Origin of the sequence: Bradyrhizobium sp. Leaf396 (assembly GCF_001424605.1) — a bacterium.
Lineage (GTDB): Bacteria > Pseudomonadota > Alphaproteobacteria > Rhizobiales > Xanthobacteraceae > Bradyrhizobium > Bradyrhizobium japonicum_C.
The window spans coordinates 93,539-118,621 of sequence record NZ_LMQJ01000003.1 but is presented as its reverse complement, the minus strand read 5'-3'; the positions used below and the strand labels follow the sequence as shown (position 1 = coordinate 118,621).

23 protein-coding genes are annotated in these 25,083 nt (G+C 64.1%); 18 read left to right on the top strand and 5 right to left on the bottom strand.

The window, feature by feature from the left end; genetic code table 11:
• Nucleotides 1–3: 3 nt before the first annotated feature.
• A complete protein-coding gene (gene gntR, locus ASG57_RS04220; protein ID WP_024338247.1) occupies nt 4–1,104 on the bottom strand; it encodes an HTH-type transcriptional regulator GntR in 1,101 nt (366 codons plus the stop codon).
• Between the two features lie 203 nt (nt 1,105–1,307).
• Between gntR and ASG57_RS04215 the strand changes: the two genes are divergently transcribed.
• The 14 genes from ASG57_RS04215 to ASG57_RS04150 all read left to right on the top strand — a co-directional run bounded on the left by ASG57_RS04215 (nt 1,308) and on the right by ASG57_RS04150 (nt 14,253).
• The gene (locus ASG57_RS04215; protein ID WP_024338246.1) at nt 1,308–2,375 is read left to right on the top strand and encodes an ABC transporter ATP-binding protein; all 1,068 of its coding nucleotides are present in this window, start codon (nt 1,308–1,310) and stop codon (nt 2,373–2,375) included.
• Between the two features lie 52 nt (nt 2,376–2,427).
• Nucleotides 2,428–3,747, top strand: a complete 1,320-nt coding sequence (locus ASG57_RS04210; RefSeq protein ID WP_024338245.1) for an ABC transporter substrate-binding protein — start codon at nt 2,428–2,430, stop codon at nt 3,745–3,747.
• A gap of 65 nt (nt 3,748–3,812) precedes the next feature.
• Nucleotides 3,813–4,766: a carbohydrate ABC transporter permease gene (locus ASG57_RS04205; RefSeq protein ID WP_024338244.1), complete on the top strand. Its 954-nt coding sequence runs from the start codon at nt 3,813–3,815 to the stop codon at nt 4,764–4,766.
• Nucleotides 4,759–5,694 carry a carbohydrate ABC transporter permease gene (locus tag ASG57_RS04200; protein WP_024338243.1) on the top strand — a complete coding sequence of 312 codons (936 nt, stop codon included), beginning with the start codon at nt 4,759–4,761 and terminating at the stop codon, nt 5,692–5,694. The genes ASG57_RS04205 and ASG57_RS04200 overlap by 8 nt, the downstream gene beginning before the upstream one ends.
• Before the next feature lie 65 nt (nt 5,695–5,759).
• The gene (gene denD / locus ASG57_RS04195; protein ID WP_024338242.1) at nt 5,760–6,746 is read left to right on the top strand and encodes a D-erythronate dehydrogenase; all 987 of its coding nucleotides are present in this window, start codon (nt 5,760–5,762) and stop codon (nt 6,744–6,746) included.
• Between the two features lie 24 nt (nt 6,747–6,770).
• A complete protein-coding gene (locus ASG57_RS04190) occupies nt 6,771–7,739 on the top strand; it encodes a sugar kinase (protein WP_057195766.1) in 969 nt (322 codons plus the stop codon).
• A gap of 11 nt (nt 7,740–7,750) precedes the next feature.
• The gene (gene eda, locus ASG57_RS04185) at nt 7,751–8,401 is read left to right on the top strand and encodes a bifunctional 4-hydroxy-2-oxoglutarate aldolase/2-dehydro-3-deoxy-phosphogluconate aldolase (RefSeq protein WP_024338240.1); all 651 of its coding nucleotides are present in this window, start codon (nt 7,751–7,753) and stop codon (nt 8,399–8,401) included.
• A gap of 60 nt (nt 8,402–8,461) precedes the next feature.
• Complete coding sequence (locus ASG57_RS04180; protein ID WP_024338239.1) at nt 8,462–9,631, top strand: acetyl-CoA acetyltransferase; 1,170 nt, start codon at nt 8,462–8,464, stop codon at nt 9,629–9,631.
• A 117-nt stretch (nt 9,632–9,748) separates the two neighbouring features.
• Nucleotides 9,749–9,955, top strand: coding sequence for a hypothetical protein (locus ASG57_RS04175; protein WP_024338238.1), 207 nt, complete (start codon nt 9,749–9,751; stop codon nt 9,953–9,955).
• A 125-nt stretch (nt 9,956–10,080) separates the two neighbouring features.
• Nucleotides 10,081–11,289, top strand: a complete 1,209-nt coding sequence (locus ASG57_RS04170) for a CaiB/BaiF CoA transferase family protein (RefSeq protein ID WP_024338237.1) — start codon at nt 10,081–10,083, stop codon at nt 11,287–11,289.
• 139 nt (nt 11,290–11,428) lie between these two features.
• Complete coding sequence (locus tag ASG57_RS04165; protein ID WP_024338236.1) at nt 11,429–12,565, top strand: thiolase family protein; 1,137 nt, start codon at nt 11,429–11,431, stop codon at nt 12,563–12,565.
• The gene (locus ASG57_RS04160; protein ID WP_024338235.1) at nt 12,562–12,918 is read left to right on the top strand and encodes a Zn-ribbon domain-containing OB-fold protein; all 357 of its coding nucleotides are present in this window, start codon (nt 12,562–12,564) and stop codon (nt 12,916–12,918) included. Before ASG57_RS04165 ends, ASG57_RS04160 begins: the two co-directional genes overlap by 4 nt.
• Before the next feature lie 478 nt (nt 12,919–13,396).
• Nucleotides 13,397–13,924, top strand: a complete 528-nt coding sequence (locus tag ASG57_RS04155) for a carboxymuconolactone decarboxylase family protein (protein WP_024338234.1) — start codon at nt 13,397–13,399, stop codon at nt 13,922–13,924.
• A gap of 26 nt (nt 13,925–13,950) precedes the next feature.
• Complete coding sequence (locus ASG57_RS04150; protein WP_024338233.1) at nt 13,951–14,253, top strand: nucleoside triphosphate pyrophosphohydrolase family protein; 303 nt, start codon at nt 13,951–13,953, stop codon at nt 14,251–14,253.
• Between the two features lie 33 nt (nt 14,254–14,286).
• On the opposite strand, the gene glsA is transcribed toward ASG57_RS04150, so the two are convergent.
• The 4 genes from glsA to ASG57_RS04130 form a co-directional block, all read right to left on the bottom strand.
• Nucleotides 14,287–16,134 (bottom strand): glutaminase A, encoded by a 1,848-nt coding sequence (gene glsA / locus ASG57_RS04145; protein ID WP_024338232.1) that lies wholly within the window; start codon nt 16,132–16,134, stop codon nt 14,287–14,289.
• Between the two features lie 22 nt (nt 16,135–16,156).
• The gene (locus ASG57_RS04140; protein WP_024338231.1) at nt 16,157–18,229 is read right to left on the bottom strand and encodes a TRAP transporter permease; all 2,073 of its coding nucleotides are present in this window, start codon (nt 18,227–18,229) and stop codon (nt 16,157–16,159) included.
• Nucleotides 18,230–18,457: 228 nt separating this feature from the next.
• Nucleotides 18,458–19,624, bottom strand: a complete 1,167-nt coding sequence (locus ASG57_RS04135) for a TAXI family TRAP transporter solute-binding subunit (RefSeq protein ID WP_024338230.1) — start codon at nt 19,622–19,624, stop codon at nt 18,458–18,460.
• Nucleotides 19,625–19,790: 166 nt separating this feature from the next.
• Nucleotides 19,791–20,012: an acyl-CoA carboxylase biotin carboxyl carrier protein subunit gene (locus tag ASG57_RS04130; RefSeq protein WP_024338229.1), complete on the bottom strand. Its 222-nt coding sequence runs from the start codon at nt 20,010–20,012 to the stop codon at nt 19,791–19,793.
• Nucleotides 20,013–20,106: 94 nt separating this feature from the next.
• Here ASG57_RS04130 and ASG57_RS04125 point away from each other — a divergent pair, with 94 nt between their 5' ends.
• The 4 genes from ASG57_RS04125 to ASG57_RS38565 all read left to right on the top strand — a co-directional run bounded on the left by ASG57_RS04125 (nt 20,107) and on the right by ASG57_RS38565 (nt 25,074).
• The gene (locus ASG57_RS04125) at nt 20,107–21,081 is read left to right on the top strand and encodes an IclR family transcriptional regulator (protein WP_028145838.1); all 975 of its coding nucleotides are present in this window, start codon (nt 20,107–20,109) and stop codon (nt 21,079–21,081) included.
• On the top strand, nt 21,011–22,570 hold the full coding sequence (locus tag ASG57_RS04120) for an acyl-CoA carboxylase subunit beta (RefSeq protein WP_024338227.1): 1,560 nt from the start codon (nt 21,011–21,013) through the stop codon (nt 22,568–22,570). Before ASG57_RS04125 ends, ASG57_RS04120 begins: the two co-directional genes overlap by 71 nt.
• A 110-nt stretch (nt 22,571–22,680) precedes the next feature.
• Nucleotides 22,681–24,378 (top strand): GMC family oxidoreductase, encoded by a 1,698-nt coding sequence (locus ASG57_RS04115; RefSeq protein ID WP_024338226.1) that lies wholly within the window; start codon nt 22,681–22,683, stop codon nt 24,376–24,378.
• Nucleotides 24,379–24,537: 159 nt separating this feature from the next.
• A complete protein-coding gene (locus tag ASG57_RS38565) occupies nt 24,538–25,074 on the top strand; it encodes a hypothetical protein (protein WP_028145837.1) in 537 nt (178 codons plus the stop codon).
• Nucleotides 25,075–25,083 lie beyond the last annotated feature (9 nt).

The following is a 25,083-nucleotide window of genomic DNA, read 5'->3' as shown; positions in this document are numbered from 1 at the left end:
ATACTAGTCGTGGCTACTTGGTAACGCTATCATTTTGTTCGCTGCGCCCGCGGCGGAAGTGGCCGGCCTGCTGTCCGCACGTCGTGCTGACGAGCTTTGCCGCTCGATCACCTTGAAGCCGAGATCGAGCACCGCCTGCTCCGGCCGCCGCCCTTCGATGGCGTTGATCAGCATGGTGGCGGCCGTCTTCCCCATCTCGTAGCGGTTGGTGCGGACGCTGGTGAGAGTGGGGACGGCGGAGGCCATGAATTCGAGGTCGTTGAAGCCGACGATCGCGATCTGCTCGGGGACCTCGATCTCCCGGCGCCGGCATTCGAACAGGACGCCGAGCGCGAGGTCGTCGTTGGCGCAGAACACCGCGTCTATGTCGGGCTCGCGCGCCAGAAGATCGGTGAACAGCGCGCCGCCGAGCGTCACGGAGGTTGGCGTCGCCGTCGTGACCACGAGACGCTGATCGAACAGTCCGGCGTCCTTCATCGCCGAGACATATCCGTCGAGGCGCCGCTGCACTCTGGGATCCATGCGTGCGCCGACGAAGCCGATCTTGCGGTGGCCTTGTTCGAACAGGTGCGCTATCGCGGCGCGGGCCGCATCGTAGTGTGAAAAGCCGATCATCATGTCGACCGGATCCGGACCGATCTCCATGATCTGCACGATCGGGCAGTCTGCGGCCTCCAGCATCGCGCGGGACTCGGCTGTCTGGTCGATGCCAGTGACGATCAGCCCGGCGGGTTTCTGCGCCAGAAACAGACGCAGCAGCTTCTCTTCCTGGAGAATGCTGTAGCGTGTGTTGGACAACTGGATCGAGTAACGGCTGCCTTCGGATGCATCATAGATGCCGCGCAGCACATCCGAGAACACGTTATTCGTGAGGGAGGGGATCAATACACCGATGACTTCGGTGCGTTGCGAGGCCAGCGCGCGGGCCGCAAGGTTGGGCACATAGCCGAGCTCCTTCGCGGCACTCTCAACCCGTGTCCGCTTGGCGACGGACAGAGCCTCCGGATTGCGGAAGAAGCGGGACGCGGTAATCGGGCTGACGCCGGCGAGCTCGGCCACTTCGGCCAGCCGGATTTTGCCTGACTTGGTGCGTTTTCGACCCATTTGCTGCTCTTAACACAGTCAGTCCTGCAAACAAAGGAACGTTGACAGCGCTACCAGCAACGACTAACCAAAGACAAATTGCCAAAACCGCACAAACTACCGACAATGTCGCCCGCTAAGATCGGGCTTCGTTCGGTGAAGTCTGAAAAAACAAGACGGTCGCGGCGCTTGGAGGCGTCGTGGACTTTCGAGGAGGGAGCTAGATGTCGTCTGTGCAAATCCGCGACGTGCGGAAATCGTTCGGCAATTTCGAAGTCCTGCACGGCGTGACGATACCGATCGAGGACGGCCAATTCGTCGTCCTGGTTGGTCCCTCCGGCTGCGGCAAGTCGACGCTTCTGCGCATGCTCGCCGGTCTCGAGAACATCACCTCCGGCACGATCTCGATCGGCGATCGCGTCGTCAACAATGTCCAGCCCAAGGAGCGGGACATCGCGATGGTGTTCCAGAACTACGCGCTCTATCCGCACATGACGGTCGCCGACAACATGGGCTTCTCGCTGAAGCTGCGGAATGCCAGCGCCGACGAGATCAACAAGCGCGTCAAGCGCGCGGCCGAGATCCTGGCGCTGTCGCCGCTGCTGGACCGCTACCCGCGCCAGCTCTCCGGCGGCCAGCGCCAGCGCGTCGCCATGGGGCGCGCCATCGTGCGCGATCCGCAGGTGTTCTTGTTCGACGAGCCTTTGTCGAACCTGGATGCCAAGCTGCGCGTCGCCATGCGCACCGAAATCAAGGAACTGCACCAGCGGCTGAAGACGACGACCGTCTACGTCACCCACGACCAGATCGAGGCCATGACCATGGCCGACAAGATCGTCGTCATGCATGACGGCATCGTCGAGCAGATGGGCACGCCGCTCGAGCTCTACGACAAGCCCGACAACCAGTTCGTCGCCGGCTTCATCGGCTCGCCCGCAATGAACTTCCTCAAGGGGCATGTGCGCGTCAATGGCGTTGCCACCTTCGAGGGACCGAACGGCGTCAAGCTGCCGCTCAAGACGGCGCCGACGGCGTCCGACGGCCGTCCCGCGGTCTACGGCGTGCGGCCGGAGCATTTCACCATCGCCGACGATGGCGCCGAGGCCGAGATCATCGTGGTCGAGCCGACCGGCTCGGAGACGCAGGTGTTCGCCAAGGTCGGTGGCGAGCAGGTGGTCGCGGTCTTCCGCGAGCGTCACCAGTTCAACCCGGGTGACAAGATACGGCTGAAGCCCGACCCGGCGCTGGTGCACTTGTTTGACGACGCGACGGGGAAACGCCTCAACGCGTAGCGCATAAAGCAACAAAGCATAAGACGACAAAAAACATCACAGGGAGGACGACATGCAAGACTTTACCCGCCGAACATTGCTTCAAGGCGGAACGGCACTGGCTGCGACCGGCATGCTGACCGGGCCGGCACTGTTCGACTTCGCCAGGGCCTGGGCGCAGAGCGCGCCCTGGAAAGCCGAGCCCGGCGCCAAGCTGACCGTGATGCGCTGGAAGCGCTTCGTGCCGGCGGAGGACGATGCGTTCAACGCAATGGTTGCGGCCTTCAAGGCTGCGACCGGCACCGAGATGAACGTGTTCAGCGAATCCTTCGAGGACGTGCAGCCGAAGGCCTCGGTTGCAGCCAACACCGGTTCGGGGCTCGATCTCGCCTGGGGCCTGCACACGCTGCCGCAGCTGTTCCCGACCAAAGTGCTGAAGATGAACGACGTCGCCGATTATCTCGGCAAGAAATACGGCGGCTGGACCGACGCGGCCGCCAAGACCTGCAAGCAGGGAAATGACTGGCTCGGCATCCCCGTCGCGACCAACGGCGGTTACATGACGTACCGCAAGTCGGCGCTCGACAAGGCCGGCTTCAAGGAATTCCCGAAGGACTTCCCCGGCTTCCTCGAGATGTGCAAGGCGCTGAAGGCGAACAACACGCCGGCCGGCTTCGCGCTCGGCCACGCATCGGGCGACGGCAATTCGTGGCTGCACTGGGTGCTGTGGGGGCATGGCGCGTACACGGTCGACCAGAACGACAAGATCGTGATCAATTCGCCGGAGACGGCGAAGGCGCTGGAATACTGCAAGGCGCTGTACGAGAGCTTCATCCCGGGCACTGCGTCCTGGAACGACTCCTCCAACAACAAGGCGTTCCTCGCTGGCGAACTCTATTGCACAGCGAACGGAATCTCGATCTACGTCGCCGCCAAGACGGATGCGAGCAAGAAGGAGCTCGCTGCGGACACCTATCACGCGCTCTGGCCGGTCGGTCCGGTCGGCAAGCCGACTGAGCTGCAGCTGGCGCTGCCGATCCTCGCGTTCAACTTCACCAAGTATCCGAACGCGGCGAAGGCATTCGTCGCCTTCATGCTGGAGAAGGAGAACTACGAGAAGTGGCTGGATGGCGCGCAGGGCTATCTGACGCAGACCTTGAACGCCTATGAGTCCGCGCCGATCTGGACAGCGGATCCCAAGAACGCCGTGTTCGCACAGGCTTCAAAGCGCACGCTGCCCGCGTCCGGTATCGGCACGGTCGGCGAGAAGGCGGCAACCGCGATCGCCGACTTCATCGTCGTCGACATGTTCGCCAATTACTGCACCGGCACCAAGGATGCGAAGGGTGCGATGGCGGAAGCCGAGCGCCAGCTGAAACGCATCTATCGCTGACGGTCACCGGGCGGGCGGCCCTCCGGCCGCCCGCCCGTCAATATTTTTGATCAGGGATATCGGGCATGGCTGATGTCGCAATTCCCCGGGCCAAGCCTCAGTTGAGCGAGGACAGCGCCTGGATCCAGCTCAAACACAATCGCAACTGGCTCGGCTTCTGGTTCATGGTGCCGGCCATGGCGTTCCTGATCTTCTTCCTGGCTTATCCGCTGGGGCTCGGCATTTGGCTGTCCTTCACGGACACCCGCATCGGCAGGGTCGGGCAATTCGTCGCCACCGAGAACTATGAGTGGCTCTGGGACGACTCTATCTTCTGGTTGTCGGTATTCAACACGCTGCTCTACACGTTCGTCGCCAGTGCCTTCAAATTCGGCATCGGGCTCTATCTTGCGCTGCTGCTCAACGAGCATATGCCGTTCAAGGCGATGCTGCGCGCCATGGTGCTCATCCCCTTCATCGTTCCGACGGTGCTGTCGGCTCTCGCCTTCTGGTGGATCTTCGACTCGCAATTCTCGATCATTTCCTGGTCGCTGAAGCAGCTCGGACTGATCAGCCAGAACATCAATTTCCTGGGGGACACCACCTGGGCGCGGATCTGTGTGATCTTCGCCAATGTCTGGCGCGGCGTTCCCTTCGTGGCGATCACGCTGCTTGCGGGATTGCAGACCGTCTCGCCATCGCTCTATGAGGCCGCAACGCTCGACGGCGCGTCGCGCTGGCAGATGTTCCGGCACATCACCTATCCGTTGCTGACGCCGATCATCGCGGTCGTGATGACGTTCTCGGTGCTGTTCACCTTCACCGACTTCCAGCTGATCTGGGCGATGACGCGTGGCGGCCCGGTCAACGCCACCCATTTGATGGCCACGCTGTCTTACCAGCGCGCGATCATTGCCGGGCAGCTGGGCGAGGGAGCCGCGATCTCCAGCGCGATGATCCCCTTCCTGCTCGCAGCCATCATGGTCTCGTGGTTCGGCCTGCAGCGCAGGAAATGGCAGCAGGGAGAGAACAATGACTGATCTGCCGACCAGGTCGATTGATCTCAAGGCCACCCTGTCGGCGTCCTCTCCGACCGCGGCGAAGGACGACCATAGCGAGGGCATGAGCTATCTGCAGTCGGTGCCGCGCAGGATGGTGACGCTGTATCTGCCGCTCACGATCATCGTGGTCGTCCTGCTGTTCCCGTTCTACTGGATGGCGCTGACGTCGGTGAAGCCCGACGAGCAGTTGCTCGACCTCGACAAGTACAATCCGTTCTGGACTTGGAATCCGACGTTCAAGCACTTTCACAAGCTTCTGTTCGAGAGCTATTACCCGCACTGGCTCTGGAATACGATGTACGTGGCCGTGTGCGCGACGGTGCTGTCGATCTTTGCGAGCGTGCTGGCCGCCTACGCGATCGTGCGGTTGCGCTACAAGGGCGCCAATCTCGTTGGCGGGCTGATCTTCCTCGCCTATCTGGTGCCGCCGTCGATCCTGTTCATTCCGCTCGCCACCGTCGTGTTTCAGTACGGCCTGTTCGACTCGCCGCTTGCGCTGATCCTGACCTATCCGACCATCCTGATTCCGTTTTCGACATGGCTGCTGATGGGTTATTTCAAGACCATCCCGTTCGAGCTGGAGGAGTGCGCGCTGATCGACGGGGCAAGCCGATGGCAGATCCTGGTCAAGATCGTGCTGCCGCTCGCGATCCCCGGCCTGATCTCGGCCTTCATCTTCTGCTTCACTTTGTGCTGGAACGAGTTCATCTACGCCCTGACGTTCCTGCAATCGACCAGCAACAAGACGGTCCCGGTCGCGATCGTCAACGAGTTCGTCGACGGCGACATCTACCGCTGGGGCTCGCTGATGGCCGGAGCGCTGGCCGGCTCGCTGCCGCTCGTGATCCTTTACGCCTTCTTCGTGGAGCATTATGTGTCGGCGATGACCGGCGCCGTGAAGGAGTGATCGCGGTGCTTGCCGAAGCGGCATCCGGAGCGGTGCGCTTCGGCCAATAAGAAGGAGTTAGGCTCTTGCACATTCTGGTTCTGGGCGCTGCCGGCATGGTTGGCCGCAAACTCTGCGAACGGCTGCTGCGCGACGGCCGGCTGGGCAAGAGCGACATCACCAAGCTCACCATGCATGACGTGGTCGAACCGAAGAAGCCGGAGAACGCCGGCTTCCCGGTCGAGACCATCTCGGGCGATTTCGCGGTACCGGGCGCGGCCGAAAAGCTGGTCGCCGGCCGCCCCGACGTGATCTTCCATCTCGCCGCCATCGTCTCGGGCGAGGCAGAGCTCGACTTCGACAAGGGGTATCGTATCAACCTCGACGGCACGCGGATGCTGCTCGACGCGATCAGGCTCGCGGGCGGCGGTTACAAGCCACGCGTGGTCTTCACGTCCTCGATCGCGGTGTTCGGTGCGCCGTTCCCGGATGCGATCGGCGACGAGTTCTTCCACACCCCGCTGCTCAGCTACGGGACCCAGAAGGCGATCGGCGAATTGCTGCTCGCCGACTATTCCCGTCGCGGCTTCCTCGACGGCATCGGCATTCGCCTGCCGACGATCTGTATCCGGCCCGGCCTGCCAAACAAGGCGGCCTCGGGTTTCTTCTCCAACATCCTGCGCGAGCCGCTGGCCGGCAAGGAGGCGATCCTCCCGGTGTCCGAGGACGTCCGCCACTGGCACGCCACGCCGCGCTCGGCCGTCGGCTTCCTTCTGCACGCCGGCACCATGGACCTCGCCGCCGTCGGCCCGCGCCGCAACCTGACCATGCCGGGCCTGTCGGCCACGGTCGGCGAGCAGATCGCCGCCTTGAAGCGGGTTGCCGGCGAGAAGGTCGCCGCGCGCATCAAGCGCGAGCCGGATCCCTTCATCGTCGGCATCGTCGGCGGCTGGCCACGCAATTTCGATCCGAAGCGCGCACGCGAGCTCGGCTTCACCACCGCCGAGAAGAACTTCGACGACATCATTCGCATTCACATCGAAGACGAGCTCGGCGGCAATTTCGTTCCCTGATCTCCGACTGGGCGGGCCCTGGTGATGGCGAGCGTTGCTTGCATCGGCGAATGCATGGTCGAGCTGAGGCAGGCGCAAGGAGGCGCATCTGCCGGGCAGGGCGGCGGCCTGTACTCACGGGGCTTCGGCGGCGACACCCTCAACACGGCCGTCTATCTGGCGCGGCTCGACATCAAGGTCGATTATTTCACCGCACTCGGCGATGACGGTCTCAGCGACGAGATGGTCGCGGCCTGGAATGCGGAAGGCGTCGGCACGCGGCGTGTCGTGCGGCTGGCAGGCAAGCTGCCCGGCCTCTACATGATCCAGACGGATGCAAAGGGCGAGCGCCAGTTCTTCCACTGGCGCGACAGCGCGGCTGCGCGGCAGCTGATGAGCCTGCCGGAGACCGACGAGATCCTCAACTCGCTGATGAGCTATGACGTCGTCTATCTCTCCGCGATCACGCTCTCGATCTACGACGCACCCGGACGCGAGCGGCTGCTCGCCGCGATCAAGCGCGCGCGCCTGCTCGGCACCCGCTTCGTGTTCGACACCAATTTTCGCGCACGCGGGTGGCCCGATCGCGACGTTGCGCGCGAGGTGTTTGCCGCGGCGCTTGCGACTGCCGACATCGTGCTGACCTCGACCGAGGATCTGCTCGCACTCTATCCGGGCGAGAGCGACGATCAACTGATGGCGCGCATTCCCAGCCCCGAGCTGGTGTTCCGCCTGGCCGAGCCGGTGAGCCTGCTACGCTTTCCCGGCGGGACCAGCGAGGTTCCGGCCGAGCCGATGACCAAGCCCGTGGTGGACACGACTGCCGCCGGTGACAGCTTTGCGGCCGCCTATATTGCGGCCCGCCTCGGCGGTTCCGATCCGGTCGAGGCGGCCCAGGCCGGGCATCGCCTCGCCGGCGTCGTGATTTGCTATCCCGGTGCCATCATTCCGGGCTATGCCATGCCGCCGAAGAAACGGCACCGGCCGGCGCCCTCTCGCCAAGCCACCAAGTGAATCGAGACCTAATGACCACGAGTGCCCAACAGAATCACCTCGTCGCCCTGTTCAAGGCCGCGACGGTCATTCCCGTCCTGACCATCGAGCGAATCCAGGATGCGGTGCCGCTGGCGCGTGCGCTGGTCGCCGGCGGCGTTCGCACGCTGGAGGTGACCCTGCGCACCCCCGTTGCGATCGAGGCGGCACGGGCGATGATGGCGGAGGTGCCCGAGGCGGTCGTCGGCATTGGCACGATCCTCAACCCGGCCGACTTCACCCGTGTCGAGAAGCTTGGCGTGGCGTTCGGCATCAGTCCGGGCCTGACCCCCGATCTCCTGAAGGTGGCGACCGACAGCTCCTTGCCCTTCGCGCCGGGCATTGCCACGGCCTCCGAGCTGATGATGGCGCTGTCCTACGGTTTCGACGTCGCCAAATTCTTTCCGGCCGAGCAGGCCGGCGGCATCAAGGGCCTGCGCGCCCTCGGCGGGCCGTTCCCGAACCTACGCTTCTGTCCGACCGGCGGGATCGGTGAGGCCAATGCGGCGACCTGGCTGGCCGAGCCCAACGTGGTCGCGGTCGGCGGGTCCTGGCTTTGCCCGCCGGCGGAGATCCGGGCTGGGAACTGGGCCGGCATAACTGCCATCTGCGAGCGGACAGTCAAGGCGCTGAAAGCCGCGTGAAGTCTTGCCAATGCTAGGCTAAGACTTAGCTCAGGAAGAGACCTCCAGGGAGAATGGACCATGACCGCCAGCATCGTCGGATGGGCGCATACACCGTTCGGCAAGTTCGACACGGAGACCGTGGAAAGCCTCGTCGTGCGGGTCGCCAATGAGGCGCTGGCCGACGCCGGCGTTTCGGCTGGTGATGTCGACGAGATCGTGCTCGGTCATTTCAATGCCGGCTTCTCTCCGCAGGACTTCACCGCCTCGCTGGTGCTTCAGGCCGACCCCAAGCTGCGCTTCAAGCCGGCGACGCGCGTCGAGAATGCCTGCGCGACCGGCTCCGCCGCCGTCCATCAGGGCCTGCGCGCGATTGCCGCAGGGGCCGCCAAGATCGTCCTGGTCGTCGGCGTCGAGCAGATGACGCGCACGCCCGGTCCGGAGATCGGCAAGAACCTGCTCAAGGCCTCCTATCTGCCCGAGGACGGCGACACGGTCGGCGGCTTCGCCGGCGTGTTCGGCAAGATCGCCAGCTCCTATTTCCAGAAGTATGGCGACCAGTCAGATGCGCTGGCGCTGATCGCAGCCAAGAACCACAAGAACGGCGTCGCCAATCCCTTCGCCCAGATGCGCAAGGATTTCGGCTTCGACTTCTGCCGCGCCGAGAGCGAGAAGAACCCTTACGTCGCCGGTCCCCTGAAGCGCACGGACTGCTCGTTGGTCTCGGACGGTGCCGCTGCGCTGGTGCTGGCCGACCCTGAGACAGCCAAAACCATGAACAAGTCGATCGGTTTCCGCGCCACCGCGCACGCCCAGGACTTCCTGCCGATGAGCAAGCGTGACATCCTCCAGTTCGAGGGCTGCACGGTCGCCTGGCAGCGCGCGCTGGAAAAAGCCGGTGTGACGCTCTCCGATCTCTCCTTCGTCGAGACCCATGACTGCTTCACGGTTGCCGAGCTGATCGAATACGAAGCGATGGGCCTGACGCCGAAGGGGCAGGGCGCCCGTGCCATCAAGGAAGGCTGGACGCTCAAGGACGGCAAGCTCCCGGTCAATCCCTCCGGGGGCCTCAAGGCCAAGGGGCACCCGATCGGCGCCACCGGCGTTTCCATGCACGTGATGACCGCGATGCAGCTGGCGGGGCAAGCGCCCGAAGGCATGCAGCTCAAGAATGCCAAGCTCGGCGGCATCTTCAACATGGGCGGTGCTGCCGTCGCCAACTACGTCTCGGTGCTGGAGCCGCTGAAGTAGGTCGCTCTGTGGGCTGGGCACGGGCGCCACGCGCCGTGCCCACCTCTTTGCGCTAAATCATGGTGGGCCTGCCTCGGCCAGCCTTAATGCTCCTGATTGATTTGCAGGGAATGCATCATGAGCACTGACTACGAAGACTCGCTGTCGATGGACGCACTCAACGATCGTATTGCGATCCTCGAGGACAATATTCGCCAGCTCATCGAGCAGGCCGCGGCGGCCTCGGGCGAGCAGAGCGAGTCGCGCATCGCCGACCGGATCACCCAGCAGAACGACGAGCTCGATCGGCTCCTCAAGATCCGCGAATCCCGTCAGAAGAAATAGCGGGCGACATCGCCGCACCGCGCATGCCGCCATACGCCGCCCGCCCTTGCGCGTGCGGCGGCGCTGCCGTTAGCTGGGACCGAAATCGCGAGGGCACCTGGGTCCCGCGCAATCGGGAGCGAACGATGGGGCCACTGAAGGGCGTCAGGGTCATCGACATGACCACCGTGCTGATGGGGCCCTATGCGACCCAGATGCTCGGCGACTACGGCGCCGACGTCGTCAAGGTGGAATCCCTGGAGGGTGACGTCACACGCCTGATCGGCCCGATGCGTCACGCCGGCATGGGTCCGGTGTTTCTCAACACCAACCGCAGCAAGCGCTCGATCTGCCTCGATTTGAAGAAGCCCGCCGGGCGCGAGGCCGTGCTGAGATTGCTGAAGGACGCCGACGTCCTCGTCTACAACGTCCGTCCGCAGGCCATGGCACGGCTGCAGCTCGGCTACGACGTCGTCTCTGCCATCAATCCCCGCCTGGTCTACGCCGGCGTGTTCGGTTTCGGCCAGGACGGGCCCTATGCCGCAAAACCCGCCTATGACGATCTGATCCAGGGCGCCACCGCGCTGCCGGCGCTGATGGCGCAGACCGGCGACGGCGTGCCGCGCTACGTGCCGAACGCGCTGGTCGACCGCATCGTCGGCCTCACCGCCGTCGGCGCGATCTGCGCCAGCCTCGTCCACCGCGACCGCACCGGCCGCGGCCAGCGTCTGGACATCCCGATGTTCGAGACCATGGCCGGCTTCGTCATGGGCGACCACATGGGCGGGCTCACCTTCGAGCCGCCGCTCGACAAAGGCGGCTATGCCCGCCACCTCTCGCGCGACCGCAGGCCGTACAAGACCTCGGACGGCTATCTCAGCGTCATCGTCTACAACGACAAGCAATGGGAGAACTTCTTCAAGGCCACGAAGCGCGACGATCTTCGCGCCGATCCCAAATTCGCAACCTTCGCCGGCCGCGCCGCCAATATCGACGTGGTCTACGCCGAGCTCGCTCGCATCTTCGAGACACGCACGACGGCGGAATGGATCGAGCTGCTCACCAAGGCCGACGTCCCGGTGATGCCGATGCACGACCTTGCCTCGATGTTGCACGACGAGCATCTTGAGGCGACGAACTTTTTCCCGGTGGTGAACCATCCAACAGAAGGCGAAATCCGCAGCATGAAGGTGACGGCGACGTGGTCAGAGACCGAAGCCGAGCCATCGCGCCTGGCGCCGCGGCTCAACGAGCATGGCGCCGAGATCCTGCGCGAGATCGGTTATTCCGCCGACGAGATCGCAGCCATGGTGCGCGACGGCGTCACGCGCTCGGCGCCGGAGGAGGAGAGGTAGGGATGACCACAGCTCTCTCATCCGTCATTCCGCGGCGCGACAATGTCGCGAGTCCGGAATCCATTCATGCTCGGCACATGCTGCGCGATGGATTCCGGACTCGGCCCTTCGGGCCGCCCCGGAATGACAGGAGGGCACCATGAGCTTCATCACCGGCGTCGGCCTCACACCGTTCGGCAAGCACGAAGGCTCGTCCTCGCTCGATCTGATGAGCAAGGCGGCGCAAGCCGCGCTGGACGATGCCGGGCTGAAGCGTTCGGATATCGACGGCATCCTCTGCGGCTACTCCACCGTCTCGCCTCACATCATGCTGGCGACCGTCTTCGCCGAGCACTTTGGCATCCGTCCTGCTTATGCCCACGCCGTGCAGGTCGGCGGCGCGACGGGGCTCGCGATGACGATGCTCGCGCATCACCTCGTCGAATCCGGCATCGTCCGCCACGTGCTCGTCGTCGCGGGCGAGAACCGCCTCACCGGGCAGAGCCGCGATGCCTCGGTCCAGGCGCTGGCGCAGGTCGGACATCCCGACTACGAGGTGCCGCTAGGGCCGACTATTCCTGCCTATTATGGCCTCGTTGCCAACCGCTATATGCACGAATACGGCGTGACCGAAGAGGACCTTGCCCAGTTCGCGGTGCTGATGCGCAGCCACGCCTGCACCCATCCCGGCGCGCAATTCCACGATCCCATTACGGTCGCCGACGTCATGGCCTCGAAGCCGGTGGCGATGCCGCTCAAGCTGCTCGACTGCTGCCCGGTCTCCGATGGCGGCGCGGCCTTCGTCATCAGTCGCGAACGGACCGGGCAAGCGGGCGTGCGCATCCGCGGCTGCGCCCAGGCCCACACCCATCAGCATGTCACCGCAGCTCCCGCCCTCAGCGAGCTCGGCGCCGAGATCTCGATCGCGCGTGCGAAGGACGCCGCGGGCCTGGCGATCTCCGACGTGCGCTACGCCGCCATCTACGACAGTTTTACGATCACGCTTGCGATGCTGCTGGAGGACCTCGGCCTTGCCGGGCGCGGTGAGGCTGCCGCCCGCGTTCGATCAGGCCATTTCGGCCGCGACGGCGCGATGCCGCTGAACACCCACGGCGGCCTGCTCAGCTACGGCCATTGCGGGGTCGGCGGCGCCATGGCGCATCTGGTCGAAGCGCATTTGCAGATGACGGGCCGGGCGGCTGACCGACAGGTGCGGGATGCGTCCATTGCGCTGTTGCACGGCGACGGCGGCGTGCTGTCCTCTCACGTGAGCATGTTCCTGGAGCGGGTGCGATGAGCGAGCGTCTGACGGACTGGACCAAGGGCGAAGAGGCGATCACCTACCAGACCTGCATCTCATGCGGTCACGTGCAGTATTTCCATCGCGCCTTCTGCGCGGCCTGCGGTGCATCCGGCCCGCGCGCGCAGCGCGCCAGCGGCAAGGGCAGGGTGTACGCGACCTCGCTGGTCTGCCGGGCCGCCACATCAGAGACGCGGGCGCACGTACCCTACAACATCCTGCTGGTCGATTGTGCAGAGGGTTTTCGCATGATGGCGCATGGCGACGACGATCTCGCCATCGGCGATTCGGTCACCGCAAGCTTCAAGCCCTTTGCCGGCCGGCTCGTGCCGTTCTTCACGAGGTCGTAGAGGGATTCGTCATTCGGGGGCGGTCATGCGACCGAGCCTGGAACGGGTATTCTGGGCCTGGCTTGTGCGAGAGCCACCCCGGAATGACGAAAGCACTAAAACTCCAACTAGCGCCCGTAGAACAAGATGCTGGCGATGACGAGCATCGCCGTCACCGCCAGCATATGCGCGAGCGCTCCCGAGGCCGCCCCCTTGGTGGCTTCCTTCATGCCTTTTTCTCCCTAGACTTGGGCGTGACTCACCGTTGTGCGGCTAGCGCACCCGATGGCCAATTGTTTTACTCGGAACACCCCATTTGCGAGTACTCGCCGCGCTTTGTCCCCACACGGCGAATATCGACTGTCTCAGGGTTGATCAGCAATGCGGCGGCAATTTGACTCCCTGATGTTGCTCCTGCGTCCACGCGCGCATAGAGTCATCGGGAAATTGTGCCCACGACGACAAGAAGCATCAAAAGCCCAGGGAAAACTTCAGCAAAATGGCCCGTATCGACTACAGCGACCCGTCCAAGGCATCCGACCGCACCCGCGAGCTCCTCGGCAAGAACCGCAATGCCAATATCTTCCGCATGATGGCGCACTCGCCGAGCTATCTCGAGCAGTACTGCCGCCTTGGCGGCGCCATACGCCACAAGGGCGAGCTCGACCCGATCGTGCGTGAGCTTGCGATCACCCGCACCGGAATTCTGTGCGAGGCTCCGTACGAGGTCGTCGCGCACAAGCGCATCGGCAAGAATGTCGGCGTCACCGACGAGCAGAACGAGGCGCTCGAGAACTGGCAGGCGGCGTCTTGCTTCGATGAGGTGCAGCGCGCCGCGCTCGCCTTCACCGACGAGATCGTGAAGCTGCGCAAGCCGACCGATGCGACGTTCAAGGCCATCGCATCGAAGCTGACGCCCGCTGCATTGGTCGAATTGCAGCTCTCGGTGGGCTTCTACATCATGACCTCGAAATTCCTGGAGACCTTCGAGATCGATCTCCAGCCCGTCACCGAAGTGGTGGGCTGAATCGACGCAAGCGGCGGGGAATGCCGATGACGATCGATGAATATGTGGCCTGGGCCGCGAGCATAGCGAAAGTCGACGAGCATCCGTCCAACGAGCGGCTGTCCTATCTCGGTCTTGGCCTTGCCGGCGAGGCCGGCGAGGTGGCCGACCACGTCAAGAAGCTCTTGCGAGACGGCTGGCTGGACCAGGCGGGCCTCGTCAATGAGCTCGGCGACGTCATCTATTATTGGGCCTGCTTGTGTGCGGCCACCGGGCAGCAGCCGTCCGAAGTGCTGAAGGCAAGTGCGGCGCGGATCAATCGCCGGCTGAGCGAGGCCGCGAGTCGTTGAGACCTTTTCCTGACGAGGCGGAGGAGCGTCGTTCTACGTCGACGTCAATATGTCGACCTTGGCGTTGGCGACGATCAGGCGGTCGGCCAGCAGCTGGGCCAGATTGCGCATGATGCATTCGCTGGCGCGCGGGTGCTGCTTGCGGAAGCGCTGGAAATCCTTCAGCGGCACTTCGTACGTCGTTGCTGCCAGGTCGGCGGACACATCGGCCGACCTTGTCGGCTCCAGCAGCGCCATTTCGCCGAACGCCATGCCGGCGGTGAGTGTCGCCAGCCGGATGCCGTCGGGCAAGGTGACGTGCACCGCGCCGCTGCGCAGGAAGCAAAGGGTATCGGCGGGGTCGCCGGCCGCGAGAATCTTCGCGCCGGATGGATAGGCCCTGATGGTGCAGAGCGAGGCCAGATCGGTCAGTTCTTCCTCGCTCAACCCTGTCAGCAGCGGTTGCTCGGCGAGCTCGGTGGTCTCGTGAAAATCGATCGAGCCGCCGTAGCGATACACGATCTGGTCTTCGGCCCATTCAATGGCGGTGTCGAGCAGGTAGAAGTCCCGGACGTTCTTCAGCTCCGCCGTCCATTCCCGCAAGGTGTCCCATTCCTTGGAGGCGCGCCTGACGCCTGACAGCACGACGGTCACGTTCAAGGCCGCAAGCTCCTCGAACGCTTCGGCGATCAGCCGCGCCCCGGCGCGCGTGGTCGAGGTGACGCGATGGAGATCGAAGATCACGAATTGCGGCCGCGGTCGCCCGGCGAGCCGCCGCGAGACGTAATCGACCGCGGAGAGCGACAGCGTGCCGACCAGCTCGATGATCCGCACTTCCTGCTCATGCGCCGCCAGGATTTCGCGCTCCTGAGGCCGGCGCACGCGGCGGGACGGGCTCTTGCCGATGTTGTAGTCCGCTATGACGGCGTTGCGGGCGTCATCGCTGCGGTTGAGCATGTGCAGGTCGTAATGCGAGGACAGCGCCTCGCAGACCTTGATGCCGCGCACGCTGTTGCCGTGCTTGTCGAGCTTCGGCGAATAGCTGCCGAGGCCGAGCCGGGCCGGGAGCGCTGCGAGAATGCCGCCGCCGACGCCGCTCTTGGCGGGAATGCCGATCCGGTAGATCCATTCGCCGGCATAATCGTACATGCCCGACGACGTCATCACCGAGAGCGTGCGCGAGATCGCGTAAGGCGTGAGCACCTGCTCGCCGGTCACGGGGTTAATGCCGCGGTTCGCGAGCGTCGCGGCCATCACCGCGATGTCCCGCGCGGTGACCAGCACTGCGCATTGTCGGAAATAGACGTCGAGGACGCCAGCGACGCTGTCCGAGATGACCGCATTGGTCTTCAAGAGATAGCCGATGGCGCGGTTGCGGTCGCCGGTCTGGCTCTCGGAAGCATAGACCGCCTCGTCAACGGCAAGGTCGCGGCCGGCAAAGCGGCTGAGGGCGGCACGGATCTGCTCGAAGGCCTCCGTGCCCCTGCTGTCGTAGATCAGCCCGGTGCAGGCGATCGCGCCGGCATTGACCATCGGATTGAACGGATGGTTCTCGGAGTTGAGCCGGATCGAGTTGAAGGGGTCCCCCGAGGGCTCGACCCCGATCGCGCTCTCGACCCTGCCGGCGCCAAGCAGGTCCAGCGCCAGCGCGAACACGAAAGGCTTCGACATCGATTGGATGGTGAAGGGCACCCGGCTGTCGCCGACCTCATAGACATGGCCATCCAGCGTCGCCAGGCTGATGCCGAAACAGGCAGGGTCCGCCTTGCTCAGCTCGGGAATGTAATCGGCAACGCTGCCTGAGGTCTCGGCCGAGAATTCACTGAGGCAATGGTCCAGAAACCGCAGCAGTGGCGGCTTCGAGCGGGTCCAGGCGGCGGCGAGAGGCGATTGCGGCTTCATCGCCCTCTGTTGTGCAACGCAATCAGGGTGCGCGCAACCCGTCCGGCACCTCGGGCTGGCGTCGGACCAGAAGAAGCGCGATCAAGATCGTCGGCAGCAGGATCCCGAGGCCGAGCAGCGTCACCTGCATCTGCGACAGCGGCATGATTCCGCCGCCGGGGGTCGCGACCACGAAGCCGCCGATCACCAGCAGCACGCGGATCGGCCATTCCAGCGCCCCTGCGGCGCGCAAATTGCCGACGAAGGGCTGGTAGCCCTGGATGCCACCGCAGATGAACAGCGTGCCGAAGGCGGCAAGGCCCATCAGGCCAAGAGCTGCGAGATATGGGTTCGGCCCTTGCAGCACCAGGGCCGGATTCAAGACGAAGAAGAACGGCAGGAAATAGATGATGCTGCCGACCCACATCGACTCCCAGCCGGTCTTCATCGCCGGCGAACCGGCGATGCCTGCGGCTGCGAAAGAAGCGATCGCGACCGGCGGCGTGATGGAAGACAGCATGCCCCAGTAGAAGATGAACATGTGCACCGCCATGCGGTTGAGCCCGAGCTTCTCCAGCGCCGGCGCGACCAGGATGGCGAGGAAGATGTAGCAGGCCGTCGTTGTCAGCCCGAGGCCGAGGATGAGGCTGGTCAGTGCGCACATCGCCAGCAGCAGGAAGGCGTTGTCGCCGGCAATATGCAGCAGGTCGTTGGCAAGGCTCGAGACCACGCCGGTCATCGAGAATGCGCCGATGAGGAGGCCGCAGCCGGCGAGGATACCAGCGAGCTCCACGAAGGTGCGCCCGTTCACCTCCAGGAATCTGCCGATCGTGGCAAATGTCCAGCGCGTGTCCTTGGAAAAGAACTGGTTGAGAACAAGCAGCAACGCGGTCGCATAGAATGGCGCGTGGCTCTCGCGCTTGAAGTAGAGCAGCATGACGATCAGGAGCGCGATGACGAAGACGTAGTACCAGCCGTCCTTGATCGTATCCATGATCCGCGGCAGCTCGGAGCGCGGAATGCCCTTCAGATTGTGGCGTGCGGCATAGGCATCGACCTGCATGAACAGGCCGATGTAGTACAGCACGGCCGGAATGACGGCGGCGAGCGCGACTTCGGCGTAACTGACATTGAGAAACTGCGCGATCACGAAGGCGGTGGCGCCCATCACCGGTGGTGCCAGCACCGCGCCGGTCGAGGCGCAGGCTTCGATCGCGGCGGCATAGGAGGCGCGGAAGCCGCTCTTCTTCATCACGGGGATGGTCATCGTGCCGGCGGTGAGCACGTTGGAGATGATCGAGCCCGACATCATGCCGAGCAGGCCGCTGGCAAAGATACAGACTTTCGCCGCGCCGCCGCGGAACGTGCCGCACAGCGCGAACGAGAGATTGATGAAGAATTTGCCGGCTCCCGTCATCATCAGCGCGGTGCCGAACACAAGGAAGCCGATCACGGTATCGGCGAAGGCCTGGATGGGGATGCCAAGCAGGCTTTCGCCGGACAGCACGTGATAGGCGGTCGCCTGCTCCAGCGTCGACTGCGTGCCGCGGAACGGTCCGAGCCAGCCGGCCTCGGCGAACAAGGGATAGACCGTGAAGGGAAAGACGCTCAGCAGCAGGCTCCAGCCCCCGGTGCGGCGCAGCGCCTCCATCAGCATCGCCCACATCACGAGGCCGGCGGCGATTACGCTGGTCGGCGCGCCGCCGAATTCCCAGCCGGCCTCCGCGGCCTTGCGCACATTGGTCATCAGCATGAGCGCCGCCGCGAAGGTCGCGACGAACAGGACGAGGTCATACCAGGGAATGCGATCGAGCGGCGCTCGTTCGGCCCCTGGGAAGATCAGGAACGTGAACGGCAGCATCAACGCGATCAGGAGGTAGAAATACTCCGTGTTGAGCTGGGTGTATCCGATGAAGAAGCGCAGCGAGAACTGCTGGTTGATGCACAGCAGGATGGTCGCCGCTGTCGCGCCGACCAGCGCCCATCGCCAGAGGCCGCGAAGCGTGCGGACGCGCGTGACCTCTGCCTCCTGCATGTTGCCGGCGGCACCGTGCGGATCGTCGAAGACGACCCGCTTGGCCTCGTCTTGCGGGGCGGTGGAGATTGAAACAGACATGATCGACCCCGCACGTGGGCTGATTGATATATTTTGGTGGCCGGCCGTTGGTTGAATCGATCGATCCGCGGGCTCCTCAACCTCTCCCGCTCGCGGGAGAGGTCGCGCCGAAGGCGCGCGTGAGGGCCGTCTCCTCTAGGAGGGTGTCCCATTGCGGAAACACCCTCTCCCGCAAGCGGGAGAGGGGGCGCGCCTCGCGCGCGGCGACGAGCGAGCTCATGTGCCGCTCTACTCCTCGAACCCATTCGGCATGCCGGCCTTGGCAAGCGCGGCGGCGCGCGCCTTCATCCAACCATCGAGGAAGGGCTTGTCGTCCGACGGCGGACTGGATTTGCCGTAATCGGCCCACGCGGCGGCGAGCACCTCCTGGCGCTTGATCAGCTTGTTGTTGTGCGCTTCCTGCGTATCGCTCCATTGCCCGGCTTCCTTCAGCGCCTTCACTGCGCCGGGATGCACCGGCACCACCCAGTTCTTGGTTTGCCGGTCGGCCGCGAGCCCGCCGGCGCCGGGTGCGGAGTCCTTGTAGGCGTCGTAGTTCACGATCATTGCCTTCGTCATCGCATAGACCTGATCGGCCGGTTGCGAGGCGTAGGCGACGAAGATCGGGTAGGGATAGTTGCCGAGCTCGACCGGCTTCTCCGGCGAGATGCCGGCGCCGCAGGTCGCAAGCTGCGGGAAGAAGAACGAGCCGACCTTCTGCATCCGCGCCCAGCCTTCCTTGTCCTTGGCGGGCAGCGGCGGCCAGATCAGGCCGCGCGGCGAGGTCTCGGCTTCCTTGGCGGGGCCGGTGATGGTGGTGCCGAAGGCGGCGTCGACGTCATTGTTGATAAGGCCCTTCCACATCGCGCCGTAGCTGGCGAACTCGACCACCTTGACGTCCTTCTGCGTCAGCCCGGCGAAGGCGAGCACCGCGAGCGAATTCTGGTTCAGCGCAGGCGAGCCGACCACGAAGCCGACCCGCTTGCCCTTGAGATCTTTCAGCTCCTTCACGCCGGTGTCGGCGGCCACGCCGAGCGATCCGCAATTGCAGTCGACGCTCGAGAGCAGGATCTGAAGCGGCTGCGGGCCCCATTCCTTGGAGCCGAACTCGAACACGCCTTCCTGCGCGAAATAGGTGCCTGATCCCATCGCGGCCGATGCCGCGCGCTTGGCGCGCAACGGCGCGAGGCGGGCAACGTCGTTGCCCGCGGGAAGTACGCGCACGTCGGTGCCGTACTTGTCCTTCATCATCTTGCCTACGCCGACCGCGATGTTGAAGCCGGCCGTACCGGTGTCATAGGCCGTGAAGGTCAGTGTCGCCGGCAGCTTGATGTCCTCGGCGAACGAACAGCGTGTAGACGCAAAAGAAATGCCTGCCACCACGGCAGGTGCGAGCATGAACAATCCACGAAGCATGTTTCCCTCCATCGTCTTCGCTTAAGCGCGAAGATTTTCTTTCTTTGTTTGAAACAACGTTTTGTTTGCAACAGATCATGTCACCGCGATCAAGCGATGGCAACGCCGTACCGCGAATACAGCAATGCGGCTGACAGATTGTCGCGGAAAACGCCGGATAATGCCGTCACCGCGTGACGATCGCGATCGCTTGTCCTTCGGCAACGACGTCGTCGAGCTTCACCAGAAGAGATGTGATGGTCCCGCTCGCGGGCGAGGGCACCGGAATTTCCATCTTCATCGCTTCGACAATTACAACGTCATCGCCATCTGCAACGGTTCCTCCAACTTGCACGGGAGTTGCGCAGACGCGTCCCGCTACTTCTGTGACGATCTTAATTTCTGGCATGCCATCGCCTTTTTGTTGTCGTCGCAAAATGCCTGAGGTAGCGTCGTCTGCAAGTGGAATTTAATTCCGCAGAGCGGAACAATTGGTAGGGAACATGGGACGACGATCGGAGCGGTTGAGTAGGCAAGGCGTGCTCGCTGGCGACGCGGGCGAGGGAGATGTCATCCAAGTGGTGTCGCGCGCGTTCGACGTGTTGCGATGCTTCGAGGGCCACGATAGCAGGCTCGGCAATCTAGAGATCTCAAACCGCTGCGGTCTGCCGCGTTCGACGGTATCGCGGCTCACGCACACGCTGACCCGCATGGGCCAGCTGGTCTATTTGCCGCGCGATCAAAAATATCGCATCGGCCCGAGCGCCGTGGCGATGAGCGCCTCGATGATGAAAGGCGCGCAGCTGCGCAGCATGATTCGCCAGCGGCTTCAGGAAGTGGCCGAGCAATTGCCTGGCACCGTCGGCTTCGTCGTCCCCGATCGCTTCCATCTCGTCTATCTCCAGTTCGCGCGCTCGCCCTCCGCACTCGGCTTGCACGAGGGCACCGGCAGCCGCATCGCGATGGCCTCGACCGCAGCAGGCGCGGCCTACACGGCGGCATTGTCGCCGGAAGTCGGCGATGCCTTCATCGCCGAGATGGAGCGCGAAGCGCCCGAGGCTGCAAAGATTCTCAGGCCTCGCATCGAGGCCAACCGGCAGTCGTTGCGCGAGCGCGGCTATGTCGTTGCCTGCGGCCTCTGGAGCCCGCACATCAACGGCCTCGCGGTGCCGATCTGGTCGCCGCAATACCAGACCTTCGTCGTCATCACGATCGGCCTCTTGGCTGCCATGTATGACGAGCAGCGTCTGCATGCCGAAGTCGCCCCGCTGATGCTGGAGCTTGGCCGTTCGCTCGGCAGCCTGATGGAAGGCGCAGAAGGCGACGCCTTCAACAACCGCATCTCGCGCAAACCGGTCGCCATGGCCGTGCACAACAATAACAAGCCGATCAACTCGGAGGGAATGAATGAACTGGAAGCCGGAACTCGACGAGCTCGCCCGGCGCGAAGCCTTCGCGCGGGAGATGGGCGGCGTTGACAAGGTCAAGCGACAGCATGACCAGGGCCGGCTGACTGTTCGGGAACGTATCGACAAGCTGATCGACAAAGGCAGCTTTCACGAGATCGGTGCTGTTTCCGGCATCGGTGAGTACGATTCCAGCGGCGAGCTGCAGAAGCTGACGCCGGCGAACTGCGTGTTCGGTCGCGCCCGCGTCGACGGCCGCACCGTGGTCGTGGTCGGCGACGATTTCACGGTGCGCGGTGGCTCGGCCGATGCGTCGATCTCGGCAAAGCCGTTGATGGCGGAGGAGATGGCGCACGATTTTCGTCTGCCCATCGTCCGCATCATCGAGGGCTCCGGCGGCGGCGGCTCGGTCAAGACCATCGAGACCAAGGGCGCGGCGAACCTGCCGGGCGGGATCGGCGGCACGCGCTGGTATCGCTTCACGACGGAAAATCTGTCGCGCGTGCCGGTGGTCGCACTCGGCCTCGGCTCGGTAGCGGGCCTGGGTGCGGCGCGTCTTGCCGCCAGCCACTATTCCATCATAACCCGGAAGTCCGCGATGTTCGTCGCAGGGCCGCCGGTGGTGAAGGCGCTAGGGCAGGATCTTACCAAGGAAGAGCTCGGCGGCGCCGATATCCAGACCCGCGCCGGCGCGGTCGATCATGCCGTCGACACCGAGGAGGAAGCCTTCGCCTGTGCGCGACGATTCCTTTCTTATCTGCCATCATCGGTCTACGAGCTGCCGCCCACCTTGCCCTGCACCGATAATCCGGAGCGGGGCGACGAAGCGCTGATGAACGCGGTGCCGCGTAACCGCAAGCAGGTCTACAAGGTGCGACCTATCATCGAGTCGGTCGTCGACAAGGGCTCGTTCTTCGAGGTCGCCAAGAATTTTGGCAAGCCCATTATCGTCGGCCTCGCGCGGCTCGAGGGCAGGGCGGTCATGGTGCTTGCCAGCGACAGCTTCCACTATGGCGGCTCCTGGACCGCGGATGCCTGCCAGAAGGTGGTGCGCTGGGTCGACTTCGCCGAGACCTTCCATCTCCCCATCGTCTATCTCATGGATTGCCCCGGCTTCATGATCGGCCTCGATGCCGAGAAGGCGGCCACCATCCGCCATGGGGTCCGCGCCATGGCTGCGGTCAACCAGACCACGGTGCCCTGGTGCACCGTCATCCTGCGCAACGCCTTCGGCGTTGCCGGCGTGGTGCATCAGCCGGCTGACCGCTTCTCGATTCGCTACGCCTGGCCCTCGGCCTATTGGGGCTCGCTGCCGCTGGAGGGCGGCATCGAGGCGGCCTACCGCGCCGACATCGACGCGGCGGAAGACAAGGCGGCGAAACTCAAGGAGATCGAGGACCGGCTCAACAAGCTGCGCTCGCCATTCCGCTCCGCCGAAAAGTTCTGGGTCGAGGAGATCATCGATCCCAGGAAGACGCGGTCGCTGCTGTGCGAGTTTGCGCGGCTGGCGGAGCCGCTGCGCAAGGCCGGGCCGCCGGAGAACTTCTCGATCAGGCCGTGATGTTCAGCAATCATCGCGGCTGCGACAATCTTGTCATGGCCGCGATGGGCGTGACCTCAAAACAAGAACGCGCTACGTTCCCCGGATAAGAGCAAGAGGAAACGTCAATCGTGTACGACTTCATCATCGTGGGGGGCGGCTCCGCGGGGTCCGTGCTGGCGCACCGGCTCTCGGCAAGGAGCGCCAACAAGGTTCTGCTGTGCGAAGCCGGGCAGGACACGCCGCCCGGCAACGAGCCGGCCGAGATCAGGGACAGCTATCCCGGCACCGCCTATTTCGATCCGCGCTTCCATTGGACTGAACTGAAGGTCACCACGCAGGTCATCAGCCACAACAATCCGAACGAAGCGCGTCCTCCCTTGCGCAAATACGAGCAGGCCAGGGTGCTCGGCGGCGGCTCCTCGATCAACGGTCAGATGGCCAATCGCGGCGCACCGACCGACTACGACGAATGGCAAGCGCGGGGCGCCGAAGGCTGGAGCTGGAATGACGTGCTGCCCTTCTTCAAGAAGGTCGAGCGCGACCTCGATTTCGACGGACCGTATCACGGCAAGGACGGCCGAATCCCGGTGCGCCGCATTCCGCGGGCGCACTGGACGCAGCATTCGGAGGCGTTCGCGCAAGCCTTCCAGCAGGCCGGCCACCAGTTCGTGCCCGACCAGAACGGCGAGTTCGTGGACGGCTTTTTCCCGGTGACGCATTCGAACCAAGCCGAGCAGCGCGTCTCGGCCGCGATGGGCTACCTCGATCGCGACACCCGCAAGCGCACCAACCTCACGATCTCCACCAACACGCAGGTCAGAGAGCTGCTGTTCGAGGGCACGCGCTGCGTCGGTGTGAAGGCGTTGGTGGACGGGCGCGAGCAGGAATTCCGCGGACGCGAGATCATTCTTTCCAGCGGCGCCATCCATTCGCCGGCGCATCTGCTCCGCGCCGGTATCGGCCCGGTTGGTCACCTCAAGGATATGGGCATTCCCGTCTTGATGGGGCTGCCTGGCGTCGGCCAGCGCCTGATGGATCATCCCTCCATCTCGCTGTCGTCCTTTGTCCGACGCGGCGCGCGCATGAACGAGCACACCAGGCGCCACATGCAGCTCGGGCTGCGCTATTCCTCCGGGCTGCCGGGCGTCCCGAAGGGCGACATGTTCGTCGTCGTGCTGAGCAAATCGGCCTGGCACGCCGTAGGCGCGCAAATCGGCTCGCTGCTGACCTTCGTCAACAAGACCTATTCCGAGACCGGACAGGTCAAGCTGGCCTCGCGCGATCCCTCGGCGGAACCGATCGTCGAGTTCAACCTGTTGTCCGACCGGCGCGACCTCGATCGCCTTATGAGCGGCTTTCGCAAGATGGCGGCCGTGCAGATGAGCGAAGTGGTCAGGAAGGTGACGGACAAGCCATTCCCGGCCTCCTACACCGACCGCGTCCGCAAGATCGGCGTGGTCAACACGACGAACAAGATTCTGACCACGATCGCCGCCGCGTTGATGGACGGGCCGGCCGCACTGCGCCACTACATGATCGACAATTTCGTGGTCGAGGGGTTCACCTTTGACCAGGTCATGAGCGACGACGAGGCGCTGGAAGCCTTCGTGCGCAAGGCGACGATCGGCGTCTGGCACGCCTCGTGCTCGTGCCGCATGGGACGTGCCGACGATCCGATGGCGGTGGTCGATACCGAGGGCCGCGTGAAGGGCATCCAGGGCCTGCGCGTCGTCGACGCCTCGATCTTCCCGGTGGTACCGTGCGCTAACACCAATTTTCCGGTGCTGATGTCGGCGGAGAAGATCGCCGCCGCGATCATGCAGTAGGAGGGGACAATCTCGCGCTGTCGGCCGGACGCTTTGAACATGATCTAGGTTAACGGCGTAGGTAGAAGCAGTTTTTTGGCCGCGCTTTGGGCCCATTTCGGCCAAATCAGTATTGGTTTCTCCCGACCGGGGCAGGATCTCCCAACTCAGAGACCTGCAATGATCAAACGAGTTTTTTCTGCGTGCATCCTCTTTATCGCTACCTGCGCCGTCTCCGAAGCGCGGCCCTACCGCATTCTTCAAGCCCCTGAGTGCAACGTCACCATGCCCTGCGATTTCTCGTACTCGCAAACGCGCCGCGAGCGGGCTCCCAGGCGCACGTTGCGGGCCTATCGCTCAACGCAAATGACGGTGACCGACGCGGGGAATACTCCCACGTCAACGATTGTCTCGAACGATCGGGTTGTTGGCGGGCGTCCCGCCGGGTGCCCGTCGTCTTTCTGCGGCTGCGGCGCCTCCCTGCGCGTATTTGGTCGCATCATCCCGGAATTGAATCTCGCGTCGAACTGGCTGCGCTTTCCGCGGACGTCGCCGGCGCCGGGAATGGTTGCGGCCCGCCGCGGCCATGTTTTCGTTCTGGAGCAGCACCTCGGCGGCGATATGTGGATGGCATATGATGCCAATTCCGGCGGTCGCGCGACCCGACTGCATGCGCGCTCCCTGCGAGGTTACACAATCGTCAACCCGCGCGCCTGATCCGGGACA